This window comes from Mammaliicoccus sp. RAM2, from assembly GCF_045897195.1.
Lineage (GTDB): Bacteria > Bacillota > Bacilli > Staphylococcales > Staphylococcaceae > Mammaliicoccus > Mammaliicoccus sciuri.
In genome coordinates, this window is the sequence record NZ_JBJNWI010000004.1 from 31786 (window position 1) to 46022 (window position 14237).

At 33.6% G+C, this 14237-nt stretch carries 15 protein-coding genes and 1 riboswitch; of the genes, 5 read left to right on the forward strand and 10 right to left on the reverse strand.

Going from position 1 to position 14237, the window contains the following annotated elements; genetic code table 11:
* Positions 1–3: 3 nt before the first annotated feature.
* Complete coding sequence (locus ACJTHF_RS06940) at positions 4–273, reverse strand: acylphosphatase (RefSeq protein WP_058591280.1); 270 nt, start codon at positions 271–273, stop codon at positions 4–6.
* A gap of 147 nt (positions 274–420) precedes the next feature.
* Between ACJTHF_RS06940 and ACJTHF_RS06945 the strand changes: the two genes are divergently transcribed.
* Together ACJTHF_RS06945 and cspA are read left to right on the forward strand one after the other, a co-directional pair.
* Positions 421–723 carry a DUF1033 family protein gene (locus ACJTHF_RS06945; RefSeq protein ID WP_048543023.1) on the forward strand — a complete coding sequence of 101 codons (303 nt, stop codon included), beginning with the start codon at positions 421–423 and terminating at the stop codon, positions 721–723.
* Positions 724–891: 168 nt separating this feature from the next.
* Positions 892–1092 (forward strand): cold shock protein CspA, encoded by a 201-nt coding sequence (gene cspA / locus ACJTHF_RS06950; protein WP_016912585.1) that lies wholly within the window; start codon positions 892–894, stop codon positions 1090–1092.
* Positions 1093–1198: 106 nt separating this feature from the next.
* Here cspA and lysA read toward each other — a convergent pair whose 3' ends face one another.
* From lysA to ACJTHF_RS06995, 9 genes are all read right to left on the reverse strand, one after another.
* On the reverse strand, positions 1199–2464 hold the full coding sequence (lysA, locus tag ACJTHF_RS06955) for a diaminopimelate decarboxylase (RefSeq protein WP_107616942.1): 1266 nt from the start codon (positions 2462–2464) through the stop codon (positions 1199–1201).
* Positions 2464–3534: an alanine racemase gene (gene alr / locus ACJTHF_RS06960; RefSeq protein WP_107616941.1), complete on the reverse strand. Its 1071-nt coding sequence runs from the start codon at positions 3532–3534 to the stop codon at positions 2464–2466. Before alr ends, lysA begins: the two co-directional genes overlap by 1 nt.
* A complete protein-coding gene (locus tag ACJTHF_RS06965) occupies positions 3534–4682 on the reverse strand; it encodes a M20 metallopeptidase family protein (protein ID WP_232157155.1) in 1149 nt (382 codons plus the stop codon). Before ACJTHF_RS06965 ends, alr begins: the two co-directional genes overlap by 1 nt.
* A 98-nt stretch (positions 4683–4780) precedes the next feature.
* Positions 4781–5500, reverse strand: coding sequence for a 2,3,4,5-tetrahydropyridine-2,6-dicarboxylate N-acetyltransferase (gene dapD, locus ACJTHF_RS06970; protein ID WP_106417343.1), 720 nt, complete (start codon positions 5498–5500; stop codon positions 4781–4783).
* A gap of 1 nt (position 5501) precedes the next feature.
* The gene (gene dapB, locus ACJTHF_RS06975; RefSeq protein WP_232157157.1) at positions 5502–6239 is read right to left on the reverse strand and encodes a 4-hydroxy-tetrahydrodipicolinate reductase; all 738 of its coding nucleotides are present in this window, start codon (positions 6237–6239) and stop codon (positions 5502–5504) included.
* Positions 6236–7126 carry a 4-hydroxy-tetrahydrodipicolinate synthase gene (dapA, locus tag ACJTHF_RS06980; RefSeq protein WP_058591285.1) on the reverse strand — a complete coding sequence of 297 codons (891 nt, stop codon included), beginning with the start codon at positions 7124–7126 and terminating at the stop codon, positions 6236–6238. The genes dapB and dapA overlap by 4 nt, the downstream gene beginning before the upstream one ends.
* A 15-nt stretch (positions 7127–7141) precedes the next feature.
* Entirely contained in the window at positions 7142–8128 is a 987-nt protein-coding gene (locus ACJTHF_RS06985) for an aspartate-semialdehyde dehydrogenase (RefSeq protein ID WP_106417344.1), read from the reverse strand.
* 20 nt (positions 8129–8148) lie between these two features.
* Positions 8149–9351 (reverse strand): aspartate kinase, encoded by a 1203-nt coding sequence (locus ACJTHF_RS06990; protein WP_078355778.1) that lies wholly within the window; start codon positions 9349–9351, stop codon positions 8149–8151.
* An 86-nt stretch (positions 9352–9437) separates the two neighbouring features.
* A riboswitch (Lysine riboswitch) is annotated at positions 9438–9613 on the reverse strand.
* 520 nt (positions 9614–10133) lie between these two features.
* Positions 10134–11735 (reverse strand): ABC-F family ATP-binding cassette domain-containing protein, encoded by a 1602-nt coding sequence (locus ACJTHF_RS06995; RefSeq protein WP_058591288.1) that lies wholly within the window; start codon positions 11733–11735, stop codon positions 10134–10136.
* Positions 11736–11878: 143 nt separating this feature from the next.
* Here ACJTHF_RS06995 and ACJTHF_RS07000 point away from each other — a divergent pair, with 143 nt between their 5' ends.
* The 3 genes from ACJTHF_RS07000 (at position 11879) to ACJTHF_RS07010 (ending at position 14232) form a co-directional block, all read left to right on the forward strand.
* A complete protein-coding gene (locus ACJTHF_RS07000) occupies positions 11879–12781 on the forward strand; it encodes a S1 RNA-binding domain-containing protein (RefSeq protein ID WP_048543042.1) in 903 nt (300 codons plus the stop codon).
* Positions 12782–13037: 256 nt separating this feature from the next.
* Positions 13038–13907, forward strand: coding sequence for a CAT RNA binding domain-containing protein (locus ACJTHF_RS07005; RefSeq protein WP_078355777.1), 870 nt, complete (start codon positions 13038–13040; stop codon positions 13905–13907).
* The gene (locus ACJTHF_RS07010) at positions 13900–14232 is read left to right on the forward strand and encodes a PTS lactose/cellobiose transporter subunit IIA (RefSeq protein ID WP_037588016.1); all 333 of its coding nucleotides are present in this window, start codon (positions 13900–13902) and stop codon (positions 14230–14232) included. Before ACJTHF_RS07005 ends, ACJTHF_RS07010 begins: the two co-directional genes overlap by 8 nt.
* The last annotated feature ends 5 nt before the right edge of the window (positions 14233–14237 follow it).

Here is a 14237-nt window from a genome sequence, read left to right on the forward strand (position 1 = left end):
AATTTATAACGTTTTGAAATGCTTAGTTTTTTCGTCTAAAGTGGTATCTTCGATTGTATAATTTTCTACAACTGAAGCTGGCGCTACTCCCTGGATAACACCATTAACAAATTGTGATAATTGTTTTTCTTCGCCACTTGCGTATATTTCTACATAATCGCTGACATTTTCAACGGTACCAACTATTTTATGTTTCTTAGCGAGTTGAGCAGTGAAAAATCGAAACCCAACACCTTGTACGCGTCCAAAAACTTTTATATGTTTTCCGTTCATATTTATCACCTCATATCTTTATTATAAAGGGTTCAGTGTAAAAAAACTAATAATTAGAAACAAATCGACAAGCTATTTTCTTGATTTAATAATCAATAAGATTTAAATTAACTCTAGGGTAATTTTCTAAATAGGGGAGATTTTAAGATGTATAAAATCGTAACAATCCGAACAGATTATGAGGGATGGTGGCTGTTTGACGATTGGAAAGACTATATCATTAAAGAAATTGAATGTCATGACTATGAAGAAATGGTCAATCAATATCATAATCTACTTAATCAATATCAAACGAAGTTTACTAATGAACTTGTAGGTAAACATAACATACATGCTTTCTATAATAATTGTGATCTATCTTACTGTGAAGACTGCGAAGAAGATATGCAAATATTTTATAGTATTCTTATATTAAATGACAATTCAATTTATACACCATTACCAAAATAATAAATTCTGAAAATATCTTAAATGGTATTGCATTTGAATATTCTGTGACGTATAATAAGTAATAGCAATATCGTTATTCCATATTGCAAATAACATTATTAATTAATTGTGTTTTTTGTAATATGCGAATATCGCATATTGAATTTTAGTCTTGGAGGTTTCACAATTATGAAACAAGGTACAGTTAAATGGTTTAACGCAGAAAAAGGATTTGGCTTCATCGAAATCGAAGGAGAAAATGACGTATTCGTACATTTCTCAGCAATTAACCAAGAAGGTTACAAATCTTTAGAAGAAGGTCAAGCAGTAGAATTCGAAGTAGTTGAAGGCGACCGTGGCCCACAAGCTGCAAACGTTGTAAAACTATAATATATATGAATTTGAACGACTAAAAAGAAACCCTAACGATGTTAGGGTTTCTTTTTGCGTTATCATATTGTTATTATTTAATAATAAATTTCATGATTTCAGCTTATTATTTTACGTCATTCATAATCAATTGTTTTAAAGTTTGTCTCTTAATAACTTCTCTTGCTTTTCCATCTTTAACAAATAGAACTGAAGGTTTAAGCATTTGATTATAATTTGAACTCATAGAGTAATGGTAAGCACCTGTAGATAATACAGCTATATAATCACCGATTTTTGTAGATTTAGGAAGTTTCATATCTCTACCAATTAAGTCGCCTGATTCACATAACTTACCAGCAATTGTGACTTCATGTGTATCTTCATCATTTCTATTCACTAACAACGCTTTATATTGTGCATCATAAAGTGCCGTTCTAATATGATCACTCATACCACCATCAATCGATACATACGTATTAACATTAGGAATCTCTTTAATCGTTCCTACTTGATACAACGTAACGCCCGCTTCACCAACAATTGAACGGCCTGGCTCTATAGAGATTTCTGGAATAGCCATGTCATATTTTTGACTATTTTCTTTGATCGCATCTGTAATCAACTTAATACCATCTTCAATAGGGTAACTTTTATCCGCTTCAGTATATTTAATACTAAATCCGCCACCTAAATTTAATATATCAATCTCAATATCATGTTCTTTTAACCATTCAAATACAATTTGGATGGTGTTGATTGTACCATCCGCTTCAAAAATTTGTGATCCAATATGGAAGTGAATACCTTTGAAGTCTATTTTATCTGATTCTTGTAAAGCACTTACACCTTCAAGTGCCGTACCGTGTTTAATAGACAAGCCAAATTTACTATCTTCTTGACCCGTTTGGATAAATTCATGAGTATGTGCTTCAACGCCAGGATTAACTCTTAAAACAGCTTTAATAGGCTTAGAAGCTAATCTATTAATACGTGTGATTTCATCTAAAGAATCAATTACGAAATATTCAACGCCGCTTTCAATAGCATATTCAATTTCTTCATTCGTCTTATTGTTACCGTGAAAATGAATTTTACTTGGATCAAATCCACTTGCTAAAGCTGTATATAATTCACCTTCAGATACGACATCTAGACCCATTTCTTCTTCTTCCATCAACTTAAACAATTGAATACTACTAAAGGCTTTAGAAGCATAAGAGATATTATATGATAATCCACTTTCTTTAAAAGCTTCATGGAATCTTCTACATTGCGTTCTAATTTGTTCCTCATCATATACGATAGTAGGGGTACCAAAACTTGCAGCTATCGTTTGTAATGATACATTGCCTATTGTGAGAACACCTTGGTCATTATATTTAACTGTCATTATCTAATCTCCTTTATTAATGAATGATGGTTTAATGCACTGATTTGCTCAGAATTTGCACCAACACCTTTAAATGTAAATTCATCAATCCTAATATCGTAACCATACATAACGACTTGATCACCACTTTGGATTGTATCATCTACTTCAACGAACATGTGACTCATCATCAACCCTCTAATTGGATAGCGCTTTTGATTAATAAGCGCATCATGTTTCGCTCTTGTCTTAAGTATACCGTCTCCATAGCCAATATCAACTACAGCAATGTTACAATCTTTATCAGCTTTATATTGGAAACTATAACCACAAGTTTCTCCTTTTTTAATAGGGCGAACTTGTATCACATTTGCTGTGACTGTAAAGTTTTGTTCTGTAAGGGAAGTAGGGAGGGTACTATAAGGTCTTGAACCATAAAGTATAATACCGAGACGAGCGTGCGTATGTTGATTTAACAATCCGTCTTCTCGTACATAACTTGCACTATTTTGTGCATGAATAAATTTAAAGGCATAACCTTGGTCTAATATAAATGATAAACAATTAACCCAAGCTTGTCTTTCTGTTTCATATTCATCGCCACCGAATTCATCCGCATATCCGAAATGTGTCCAAATACCTTCCATAATCGCTTGCTCTGCAATAGGTAAGCTTTCATTATGTTTGAGTACTTGCAACATTTCATCTTGGTCTTTCAAACCAGAACGGTGTAAAAGATTTTCAAGTTCTAAATGTAATTTAATGCCCGCTAAATCTTCAATATGTTCATGATAGAATGTTAATGATGGTAACGTCATCGCAATGTTATGTGTCTTTAATGTTTCAAATTCAATAGAAGGGTTCATCAAAAAGATATTCACTTGTTTATCTATTTCACGAATTCTTACCGCTTCATGAAGTGATGTTGTACTGAATGTTTGAATACCTGCTTGAATAAAGGATTTAACTGCGAATTCTAGTCCAAAATGATAAGCATCGTTTTTCACGACAGCCATAACTTTGTTATCTTTAATAACATTTTTAGCATTTTTTATAAAATTTTGTTCATCAATCGTAATACGTGCTACCATTATTTGTCCGCTCCTTGATTTAATAGTGCTGTATAGTAATCAGCGACACTGATTAATACTTCTTCATCGAAATTGAGTCTATTTGTATGTAGACCATAAATATAATCTTTTTCAACATTGCGTGTTCCAAAAAAGACAAAATAACTTGGTGCTAATTGACGATAGAAACTAAAGTCTTCACCAAATAAATAAGGCTTTTCTAGTTCATGTAGTGTTAAGTCTAGGCTCGTTAAAGCTTCTTTAACACCCTCATATAATTGTGCATCATTTGTAGTAGGTGGATACCCTTCAGCAAAATCAACCGTACATGTCACACCAAATAACAATTCAACACTTTCTGCAATTTTTTGCATTTGATTTTTAACAATTTCAAGATCATTCGTATCATATGTACGAATCGTACCTTCTAAGTAACCATTCTCTGGAACGGTATTAATGGCTTCACCAACATTGAACTGTCCAACATGAACAATATTGCGATTTAAACCATTTAAATGAAATTGCTGAATTTGTGTAACTTGAGAAAGGACATGCATCATCGCTTCTGATGCTGCTTTACCATCTTCTTTACTGGCAACATGACTCGAGCTTCCTTTTAAGTAAAATCGATACTCTGTTGCACTAGCTGTAATTTCATCATTTTTAAAGGCTACTGTGCCAACATCTTCAAATGGCATAATATGAACGCCATAAATTTTCTCTATATGATATTTATCAAACACGTTTGATTGGATTAATTGATTTGCACCGGCTTCAGTTTCTTCTGAAGGTTGGAATATAAATACTACATTATGAGGTAATTTACCTTTATCATATAAAGCTTTACAACGTTGCGTAAAAAGCATTAACGCTGTCGTATGACCATCATGACCACATGCATGCATAACTTGATCAACCGTACTTTTATAAGGTACATCGTTTACTTCTTGAATAGGTAAGGCATCGATATCCGCTCGATACGCAATAGTATGACTCGAATTGCCTTCTAAATAACCAATGATACCCGTTTGAATAGGGCGTTCGTAAGGAATATTTAATTGTTTTAAGAAGTCTTCAATGTATGCAGTTGTCTCATATTCTTGCATACTTAACTCTGGATGTTGATGTAAGTATCTTCTTGTATTTTTCACAAATTCTAATTCAGACATTTAACTCAGTCCTTTGTATTATGTATAGAAAGAGGGAGCGGGATAGAAATTTCATTTAAGGAAAATGATATCGCAGTCCCGCCCCGACTAAAATGATATTATTGATTTAAATTACGTAAAGCAGATACAATTTCTTTTTTACCGTCTTGAACATCTGCTGATTGTTTAATAACTTTAGCCGGTGTACCAGCTACTACTGCACCAGCCGGAACATCTTTAGTTACGATAGCACCAGCTGCAACGATTGCACCTTTGCCGACTCTAACACCTTCAAGGATAACAGCATTTGCACCGATTAATACGTCATCTTCAATTACTACAGGTGATGCACTTGGTGGTTCAATAACACCCGCTAATACTGATCCAGCACCAACGTGTACATTTTTACCAGTTGTTGCACGTCCACCTAAAGTAGCATTCATATCTACCATTGTACCTTCACCAACAACAGCACCGATATTGATTGTAGCACCCATCATAACAACCGCACCGTCTTCAATAACTGCATGTTCTCTAATGAAAGCACCTGGTTCGATTCTTGCATTTGTATTCGTTAAGTCTTTTAATGGAATTGCTGAATTGCGACGATCATGTTCAATTTCTAAATCTGTAATAGCTGATTGATTCTCTTCATAAAAGCTCTTCCAATCTTTAGCATCACAGAAAATTGTTTTAGATGTTTCAGAACCAAATACTTTAAATGACTCTGGGAATTCAACATTTTCAAATGCGCCGTTTACATAAACTTTTAAAGGCGTTACTTTCTCTGCCTCACTAATATATTGTATAATTTCTTCTGCCGTAAAATCTTTAACCATGTTAAATTCTCTCCTCATTTAAATTATTGTATGTGTAATATCCGTTTTCTTTATTGACTAGAACATCTGCTACATTAATTGCGCCATTAGCGAAGATATCTTTAGACTGCGCACGATGTGTGATTTCAATCGTTTCGTCATGGCCAGCAAATAATACTTGATGTTCTCCAACAATTGTACCACCACGTTGTGAACTAATGCCAATTTCTGCAGGTTCACGTTTAGTAGTTGATTCATGTCTATCATAAACTGGTACAGATTGTGCTCTTTTTTCTTTAATTGCATCATATAGTTGAACGAGTGTACCACTTGGTGCATCGACTTTCTTATTATGGTGCTTTTCTAACATTTCAATATCAAAGTCTTCTAATAATGGTACTGCATATTGAATAATTTCTTTGAGTATATGCACGCCATAGCTCATATTTGCGCTGAAAAATACAGGCATATTTTGAGATTTTTCTTTTAACTTTTCTATGATTTGTACTTTTTCACCAGTCGTTGCGATAACTAAAGGTAATGTGAAGTCTTCTTCTAATAATGGCAATAATAACTCAGGATTAGAAAAGTCTATCGCCACATCCGCTTCTGGCGCTTCTGAAATAGATTCAAAAGCAGGGTAGGGATATGATTTAGTTGAATCCTTCACGACAACACCAACTATTTCGTTGTCTCTTTCTTCTGCTAATCTTGCGACGCGTTCATTCATTGCGCCATATCCGATTAATAATATCTTCATTGTTTTACACCATCTTTAAACTTAGTAAATGCTTCACTTAAAACTTTTCTTTCTTGTTCTTCCAATGTAACAAGCGGTAATCTTACTTCATAACGACCGAAACCTAATTCAGACGTTAATAACTTAATCGGCACTGGATTAACATCTACACTTAAGTGATTAAGTAATTCTGTAATATCACGATTTAAAGTGTTTGCTTGTTCTAATTGATCATTAACGACATAATCATATAATTGTTGTGTTTCTTGTGGTATAGCATTTGCTACAACTGAAATTAATCCCGCTCCGCCTAATTGATAGTAATCCAACATATTGTCATCATTACCACTATATAATGCAAAGTCACTTGGTAATTGTTGTTTTAAAGTTTTTGCATATTCTAAATCTCCTGTCGCATCTTTTAAAGCCACGATGTATGGATTTTCACTTAGTTTAAGCACCGTTTCAATATCTATCGTCATATTTGTTCTTGATGGGACATTATAAAGTACAACAGGTAATGCAACTTCATCCGCAATTTTTGTGAAATGCGCGATTAATCCACGCTGACTCGTCTTGTTGTAATAAGGTGTGATTAACATAATCGCATCAGCACCTAATTCTTTAGCTTTTATAGAAGCATCGATAGAAGCTTGCGTATTGTTTGTACCTGTACCTGCTATAACTGGAACACGGCCATTGACTTTTTTAATCCCACATTCTAATAACGTATTTCTTTCTTCTGTTGTAAGGGTAGGGTTCTCTGCTGTTGTTCCGTTAATAATAATACTTTTAACACCATTATCTATTAAAAATTCTATATGATTTTCAAAGGCTTCGTAGTCTACATCCTCATTTGTAAATGGTGTTGTAAGGGCAACGCCCACACCGTTAAAAATATGTGACATACTGAACACTCCTCATTATTTTTTATTTAATTCTAATACTTGTTCTAGCACTTGAACGGCATTTAAACTTGCACCTTTTAATAAGTTATCTGAAGTACACCAGATGTGGAATGTATTGTCTAAAGAATCATCTTTACGAATTCTTCCAACGAATACTTCATCTTTACCAGTAGAATGAATCGCTAGTGGATATTCATTATTTTCTACGTTATCTACTAAGACAACACGGTCATCTTCATTAAATAAGTTACGAATATCTTCAACAGCGGCTTCTTTATCTAAAGTTACGTTGATATGCACACTGTGGCTATCTTGAACAGGTACACGCACACAAGTTGCTGTTACATTTAAAGAAGGTTGATCTAAGATTTTTCTAGTTTCATCGATCATTTTTTGTTCTTCTTTTGTATAACCATCTTCTAAGAATACATCTATATGCGGTAACACATTATTATAAATTGGGTGAGGGTAGTTCTTTGGTGCTTCTCCTTTTTCACCATTAGCTAAATCTTCACGACCAGCTAAACCGGATCCTGATACAGCTTGATATGTTGTATAAGCAACACGTTTTAATCCGAATTGATCTAATAAAGGTTTTAAAGGTACAACTGATTGAATTGTTGAACAGTTAGGGTTTGCAATAATTTTACGATTTAATTTAGGTACATTCACTTCCGGAACGATTAAATCAATATCTTCATGCATACGCCATTGACTTGAATTATCGATTACAATTGCACCATGTTGTTCAAATAGTGGGGCGAATTTCTCGCTTGTACCACCTCCAGCACTCATAATAACGTAATCGAAATTGCCATCAGTTTTCTCTTCTGTCAATGCTTCAACCGTATAAGTTTTTCCTTGGAATTCGATTTTTTTGCCTGCTGATCTAGGTGATGAAAATAATACAAGTTCATCAAATGGTACTTTTTTTCTATCTAATACTTCTAATACTTTTTCTCCTACTAAACCTGTTGCGCCTACAACTGCTAATTTTGTCATTTTGTTCACTCCATCATTCATTATATATTAAATGCTTCACTTAAAGTTCGAACGGCAGTTTCTCCTAATTCACGATCAACAACATAAGAAATACTAATCTCAGAAGTTGTTGTTTGATAGAAGTTAATGTCATGACTAATTAAAGTGCGGAATGCTTTTGAAGCTATTCCTGACATATCTCTCATACCTGTTCCTATTACTGAAAGTTTAGCGTAGTTATCTCTCATTTTATAACGTAAATGAGGGTATTCCTCAGTAAGTTGTTCAATGATTTGTTCGATTTGATATACGTCTGAATCTTTAATCGTAAACGAAAGCTGTAATCCTTGTTGATTTTCAATTTGAGATATCATATCAACATTCATTGATTGTTCTTCTAATGAATCAAATAATTTCTGTAACAATGCAAAGTTTTGCATCGGATAAGTTAAAGTAACATGAATCATATGTGTATCAAGTGCGACTCCTGTAACTGCTTTTTTCTCTAATATCTCTGTTTGTGGCATAATCCATGTTCCTTTCACGTTTGATAATGTTCTACCAAGATATAATGGTATGTTATAATTTTTTGCAATTTCGACACTTCTAGATTCTAATACACCAGCACCTAAAGCACTCATTTCCATCATTTCTTCATATGAAACTTCATTGAGTAACTTTGCTTCTTTATAAATTCTAGGATCTGTTCCATATACACCATCAACATCTGTATATATTTCACAAGATGTATCTATACTTGCTGCAATGGCTACTGCAGTTGTATCAGAACCGCCGCGTCCTAAAGTCGTAATTTCTAGATGATCATTCACACCTTGAAATCCTGCAACGACAAGAATGTCATTTGTTTCAAAAGCTTCTTCAAAACGTAGTGCATCAATTTCTGCAATTTTACTTTTCAAATGATGACCAATCGTTTTAATTCCTGCTTGATATCCTGTCATTGCTTTCGTTTGAACACCAATATCATTCAATACCATTGATAAGTATGAAATGGTTTGTTGTTCTCCCGTCGTTAAAAGCATCGCTAAATGCTCATCTTTAGGTTGCGAAGTAAGTGAACTAATATTTTCAAGTAAAGAATCTGTCGTCTTACCCATAGCACTTACAACCACTACTAATTGTTCTCCATTATCAACACGTGATTTCAACATATGTGCGATATTTTTAATTTTGTCAAAATCACCAACGGACGTACCGCCAAATTTTAAAACACTCTGACTCAAAATAATTCCTCCTATAAATCGGAGACGAACGCTGTAATATAAATAAAAAAACAAGTTCGGCATTCGAACTTGTTTTAATTTATATATACAAGTGATGCACTCCATTATTCTTAAGATAATGACAGACAACTAGCTCTTAACCTAAATGTCCAACACCATATTTCTGCAAAAATACAATGTTTCGGCATCGCACCCTTTCACTCCTTTAAGATTGCAGTCCAGTAGGGGAGTTACTAATGATTGATGCGCCTCATCAAAAACATATTCAATTGGTATGCATTCATTATACATACAAAGAATATTGATGTAAAGAGAGAAAACTGATAATTTCAAAAAGTTCTTACTATTTAGACGATAAGCCCTACAAATCAATATTCATTCATATTCATTTTAGAAGATAATGAGGCTGTGTATGTATTTTTTAAGATTGGAGGATGTTGATAAGAAAAGTAGGATTGTATTTATCTTGTTTGATCAGTCTTGATAAATAGGAGGACTGAACATTGCAAGTCAGCTCTCACTTGCAACATTGAACACTCGAACATTGCAAGTCGGCCCTCACTTGCAACATTGAACACTCGAACATTGCAAGTCGGCCCTCACTTGCAACATTGAACACTCGAACATTGCTAGTCGGCCCTCACTAGCAACATTGAACACTCGAACATTGCTAGTCGACGCTCACTTGCAACATTGAACGCCAAAAACACCCCACATTACCTCATTTCCCCATATAAAAAAGCTAGGACTTATAAAAATGTCCTAGCTTCTCTATATGAAAATTAGTTATAAACACCTTGATCTCTCAAGTATTCTTCATAACTGATTTCTTTAGAAATTGCGCCGTCTTCTTTGATTTCAATTACGCGGTTGGCGATTGTATTGATAAATTCAAAGTCATATGAAGTAAAGATTAATGATCCTTTGAAATTCTTCAAGCCATCATTGACTGCAGTGATACTTTCTAAGTCTAAGTGGTTTGTTGGTTCATCTAGTAATAATACGTTAGAGTTTGATAACATCATTTTACTTAACATACATCTTACTTTTTCTCCACCTGAAAGGACACTTGCTTTTTTCTTAACTTCTTCACCACTAAATAACATACGTCCAAGGAATCCTCTTAAGAATGTTTCTGTTTGTTCTTCTGGTGGTGCATACTGTCTTAACCAGTCAACTAAGTTCATTTCAATACCTTCGAAATAATCTGAGTTATCTTTTGGTAAGTATGATTGTGTTGTTGTAACGCCCCATTTAACTGTTCCTTCATCTGGTTCAAGTTCACCAGCTAAAATACGAAGTAGGGTTGTTTTAGCAATCTCACTTTCTCCAATTAATACAGCTTTATCATTTGGATTCATTGTAAATGAAACGTTATTTAATACTTTTTGACCGTCAATTGTTTTTGAAACACCTTGAACTTGTAATAAGTCGTTACCGATTTCTCGTTCAATTGTGAAATTAACGAATGGATAACGTCTTGATGATGGTTGAATGTCATCGAGTTCAATTTTTTCAAGCATTTTCTTACGGCTTGTTGCTTGTTTAGATTTAGAAGCGTTCGCACTAAATCTAGCAATAAAGTCTTGTAATTCTTTAATGCGTTCTTCTTTTTTCTTGTTTTGGTCTTGAGCCATTTGAGAAGCAAGTTGACTTGATTGATACCAGAAGTCATAGTTTCCGACAAATAGTTTAATTTTGCCGTAATCTAAGTCAGCTATATGTGTACAGACATTGTTTAAGAAATGTCTATCATGTGATACGACGATAACTGTATTCTCAAAGTTAATTAAGAAATCTTCTAACCAAGCAATCGCTTTAATATCTAAACCGTTTGTAGGCTCATCGAGTAATAGAACATCTGGCTCACCAAATAAACTTTGAGCAAGAAGTACTTTTACTTTTTGGTTGTTTTCTAATTCAGACATCATTTTGTCATGTAATTCGTCTTTAATACCTAAACCTGAAAGTAATACAGATGCATCCGCTTCTGCATTCCATCCGTTCATTTCAGCAAACTCACCTTCAAGTTCTGCTGCACGCATACCATCTTCATCTGAGAAATCTGGTTTCATATAAATTTCATTTTTCTCAGTCATAACTTGCCATAATTTTTCATGACCTTTTAATACAACATCAATCACTTTTTCATCTTCATGCGCAAAGTGATCCTGTTTTAATACTGCTAAACGTTCATCTTTACCAAGTGAAACATGACCTGATTGAGAATCTAATTCGCCTGATAATACTTTTAAGAACGTTGATTTCCCAGCTCCATTAGCACCGATAAGTCCGTAACAGTTACCTGGTGTGAACTTAATATTTACATCTTCAAAAAGCTTACGATCACCGAAACGTAAACTTACATTCGTAACTTGTAACATTAAATGACTCCTTTTCATTAATACTTCTACCGATGAATTATATCATAAATGAAACAAAAATGGGCAAGAGTTTGAACAGTCGTTACACGAAGCAAAATGCATGTTATAATGAATAAACGAAAAACATATGAATGGAGAATGACATGGCACACGAAAAAGATACGCTTGTAGGTCGCATAGACTTTCTAAAAGTGGATAGATTGGAAGGTTCAACTTATCATTTACTTGGACCAAATAGCGAACCTATTAAAATGAATGCTTCAGAAGTCGAAGATGACGATCAATTAGAAATCGGTGAAGATTATAGTTTCTTTGTATATCCAAGCCGATCTGGAGAATTATTTGCAACACAAAACATGCCAACTATTACAAAAGACCGTTATGATTGGGTAAAAGTATTGAGAGTAGACCGTGATGGTGCTGCAGTAGATGTAGGATTACCTAGAGAAGTACTCATTCCATGGGAAGATCTACCTAAAGTTAAAGAACTATGGCCACAAAACGGTGACATGATATTCTGTACACTTAGAATAGATAGTAATAGTCAAATGTTTGCGAGATTAGCAACTGAAACAATCGTTGATACGATGTACAAAACAGCTGAAGAATCTATACTACATCAACATGTAACAGCAAGACCATATCGTTTATTAAGAGTAGGTACTTTCCTCCTATCTGAAGATGGTTATAAAATCTTTGTACACGAATCAGAACGTAAACATGAACCAAGACTAGGTGAAGAAATGGACGTTAGAATCATCGGCGTAAAAGAAAACGGTGAATTAAATGGTTCATTCTTACCATTGGCACATGAAAGACTTGATGAAGATGGCCAAGTGATATTTGATTTACTTGTAGAATATGACGGAGAATTACCATTTTGGGATAAATCAAACCCAGAAGCGATTAAAGAAGTCTTTAATATGAGTAAAGCAAGTTTCAAACGTGCTATCGGTAGATTATACAAGCAAAAACTGATCACAATCGAGACTGGTAAAATTACCATTACCAAAAAAGGTTGGGCTCAAGTTAAAAAAGAGGACTAATCATATAACCAAACCGACTCTTCAAAATGAAGTAGGTTTGGTTTTTTAATGCATTTATATTCCATTTAATTACAATATTGACATAATTTAAAAAGCGTTGTAAATTATAAATGTAACAATATCGAACATTAATAAACAATTAAATATTTGGATCGTGACTATTCAATTAGGCGAAAACCACAATTCTTGAGGTGCATCAATCACCTCTAAGTCTTGTGGTATTTTTTATTTCAAATGATTGGAGGTATTGCTGCCTATGATAATCAAACAAGTCCTTAACAATAATGTTGCTATTGCCATTACTGAAAATGGTGAAGAAGTTATCGCGATGGGAAAAGGAATTGTGTTCTCAAAAAAGAAAGGTGATTTCTTATCTCATCAAACACCCGAGAAAATATTTAGACTCGATAATCAAGAAGTGAGATTTCATTTACAGTCTTTAGTTAATGATGTCCCCGTATCTATTATTACGACATGTTGTGAAATCATAAATGATGTTCAACTTAAATTTGATTTTACGTTTCAAGATTATATTTATGTCACGTTAACACACCATTTGCATCACGCTGTTAATATTCATCAAAACAATCAAAAAATACAGACATTTTCTATTGATGTTAAAAGCATTCATCCTCGTGCATTTGAATCTAGTTTATACGCATTGACGATTATTAAACGAAATTTAAATATTTCTTTCCCAGCATATGAAGCAAATAATCTAGCATTACATTTTATCAATGCTGAGCAACCTGAAGGTATCGAAAATCAAACTGCTTATAAGAATAAAAATATTCAACTGAACGATTTAATCAATTGCTTAAATCAAATAGGTATTACTCGGAATAAGTCCAATGAATATTATTATGATAGATTCATCCAGCACTTAAAGTATTTAACAGAACACATTCTTGATTATTCTGAAGACTTATCTCAACAAGTTGATATATCATTCCAACAGCATTTAAAAACACACTATCCAAATTCTTATTTGTACGCAAAAGACTTATATCATGCCATATCAAGAAAGTTCAATATTGTTATTAATCAACATCACTTGTTCTATTTTCAGTTGCATATAGAACGCATATTATCATCACAAAAAGGAGGCACAACAAGAGATGAGTAGAGAAGAAAATATGATGGTAGGTTTCACCATTGTTGCGATAGCTGGGGATGCAAGAAGAGAAGTTATGGCGGCTATGGAAAAAGCTAAAAATGGACTATTCGAAGAAGCACGTAGTCATATTGAAAGTGCAAATACATATATAACGGAAGCACATAAAGAACAAACCCAATGTTTAGCTCAAGAAGCAAGTGGTGAATCATCTGAGTTAAGTTTTATTATGGTACACGGTCAAGATCACTTAATGACAACGATGGCACTACGTGATTCTGTAAATTACATCATTGATATTTATGAACAACTTCAAACTTTAAAACAAAATGGGTGATACTT

What these genes read in the sequence shown, in the direction of transcription:
- ACJTHF_RS06995 (WP_058591288.1), bottom strand. Translation starts at nt 11,735, where the DNA reads ATGTTACAAGTTACGAATGTAAGTTTACGTTTCGGTGATCGTAAGCTT.
- ACJTHF_RS07000 (WP_048543042.1), top strand. Translation starts at nt 11,879, where the DNA reads ATGGCACACGAAAAAGATACGCTTGTAGGTCGCATAGACTTTCTAAAA.
- dapB (WP_232157157.1), bottom strand. Translation starts at nt 6,239, where the DNA reads ATGAAGATATTATTAATCGGATATGGCGCAATGAATGAACGCGTCGCA.
- ACJTHF_RS06940 (WP_058591280.1), bottom strand. Translation starts at nt 273, where the DNA reads ATGAACGGAAAACATATAAAAGTTTTTGGACGCGTACAAGGTGTTGGG.
- cspA (WP_016912585.1), top strand. Translation starts at nt 892, where the DNA reads ATGAAACAAGGTACAGTTAAATGGTTTAACGCAGAAAAAGGATTTGGC.
- ACJTHF_RS07005 (WP_078355777.1), top strand. Translation starts at nt 13,038, where the DNA reads ATGATAATCAAACAAGTCCTTAACAATAATGTTGCTATTGCCATTACT.
- dapD (WP_106417343.1), bottom strand. Translation starts at nt 5,500, where the DNA reads ATGGTTAAAGATTTTACGGCAGAAGAAATTATACAATATATTAGTGAG.
- ACJTHF_RS06945 (WP_048543023.1), top strand. Translation starts at nt 421, where the DNA reads ATGTATAAAATCGTAACAATCCGAACAGATTATGAGGGATGGTGGCTG.
- ACJTHF_RS07010 (WP_037588016.1), top strand. Translation starts at nt 13,900, where the DNA reads ATGAGTAGAGAAGAAAATATGATGGTAGGTTTCACCATTGTTGCGATA.
- lysA (WP_107616942.1), bottom strand. Translation starts at nt 2,464, where the DNA reads ATGACAGTTAAATATAATGACCAAGGTGTTCTCACAATAGGCAATGTA.
- dapA (WP_058591285.1), bottom strand. Translation starts at nt 7,126, where the DNA reads ATGTCACATATTTTTAACGGTGTGGGCGTTGCCCTTACAACACCATTT.
- ACJTHF_RS06965 (WP_232157155.1), bottom strand. Translation starts at nt 4,682, where the DNA reads ATGTCTGAATTAGAATTTGTGAAAAATACAAGAAGATACTTACATCAA.
- alr (WP_107616941.1), bottom strand. Translation starts at nt 3,534, where the DNA reads ATGGTAGCACGTATTACGATTGATGAACAAAATTTTATAAAAAATGCT.
- ACJTHF_RS06985 (WP_106417344.1), bottom strand. Translation starts at nt 8,128, where the DNA reads ATGACAAAATTAGCAGTTGTAGGCGCAACAGGTTTAGTAGGAGAAAAA.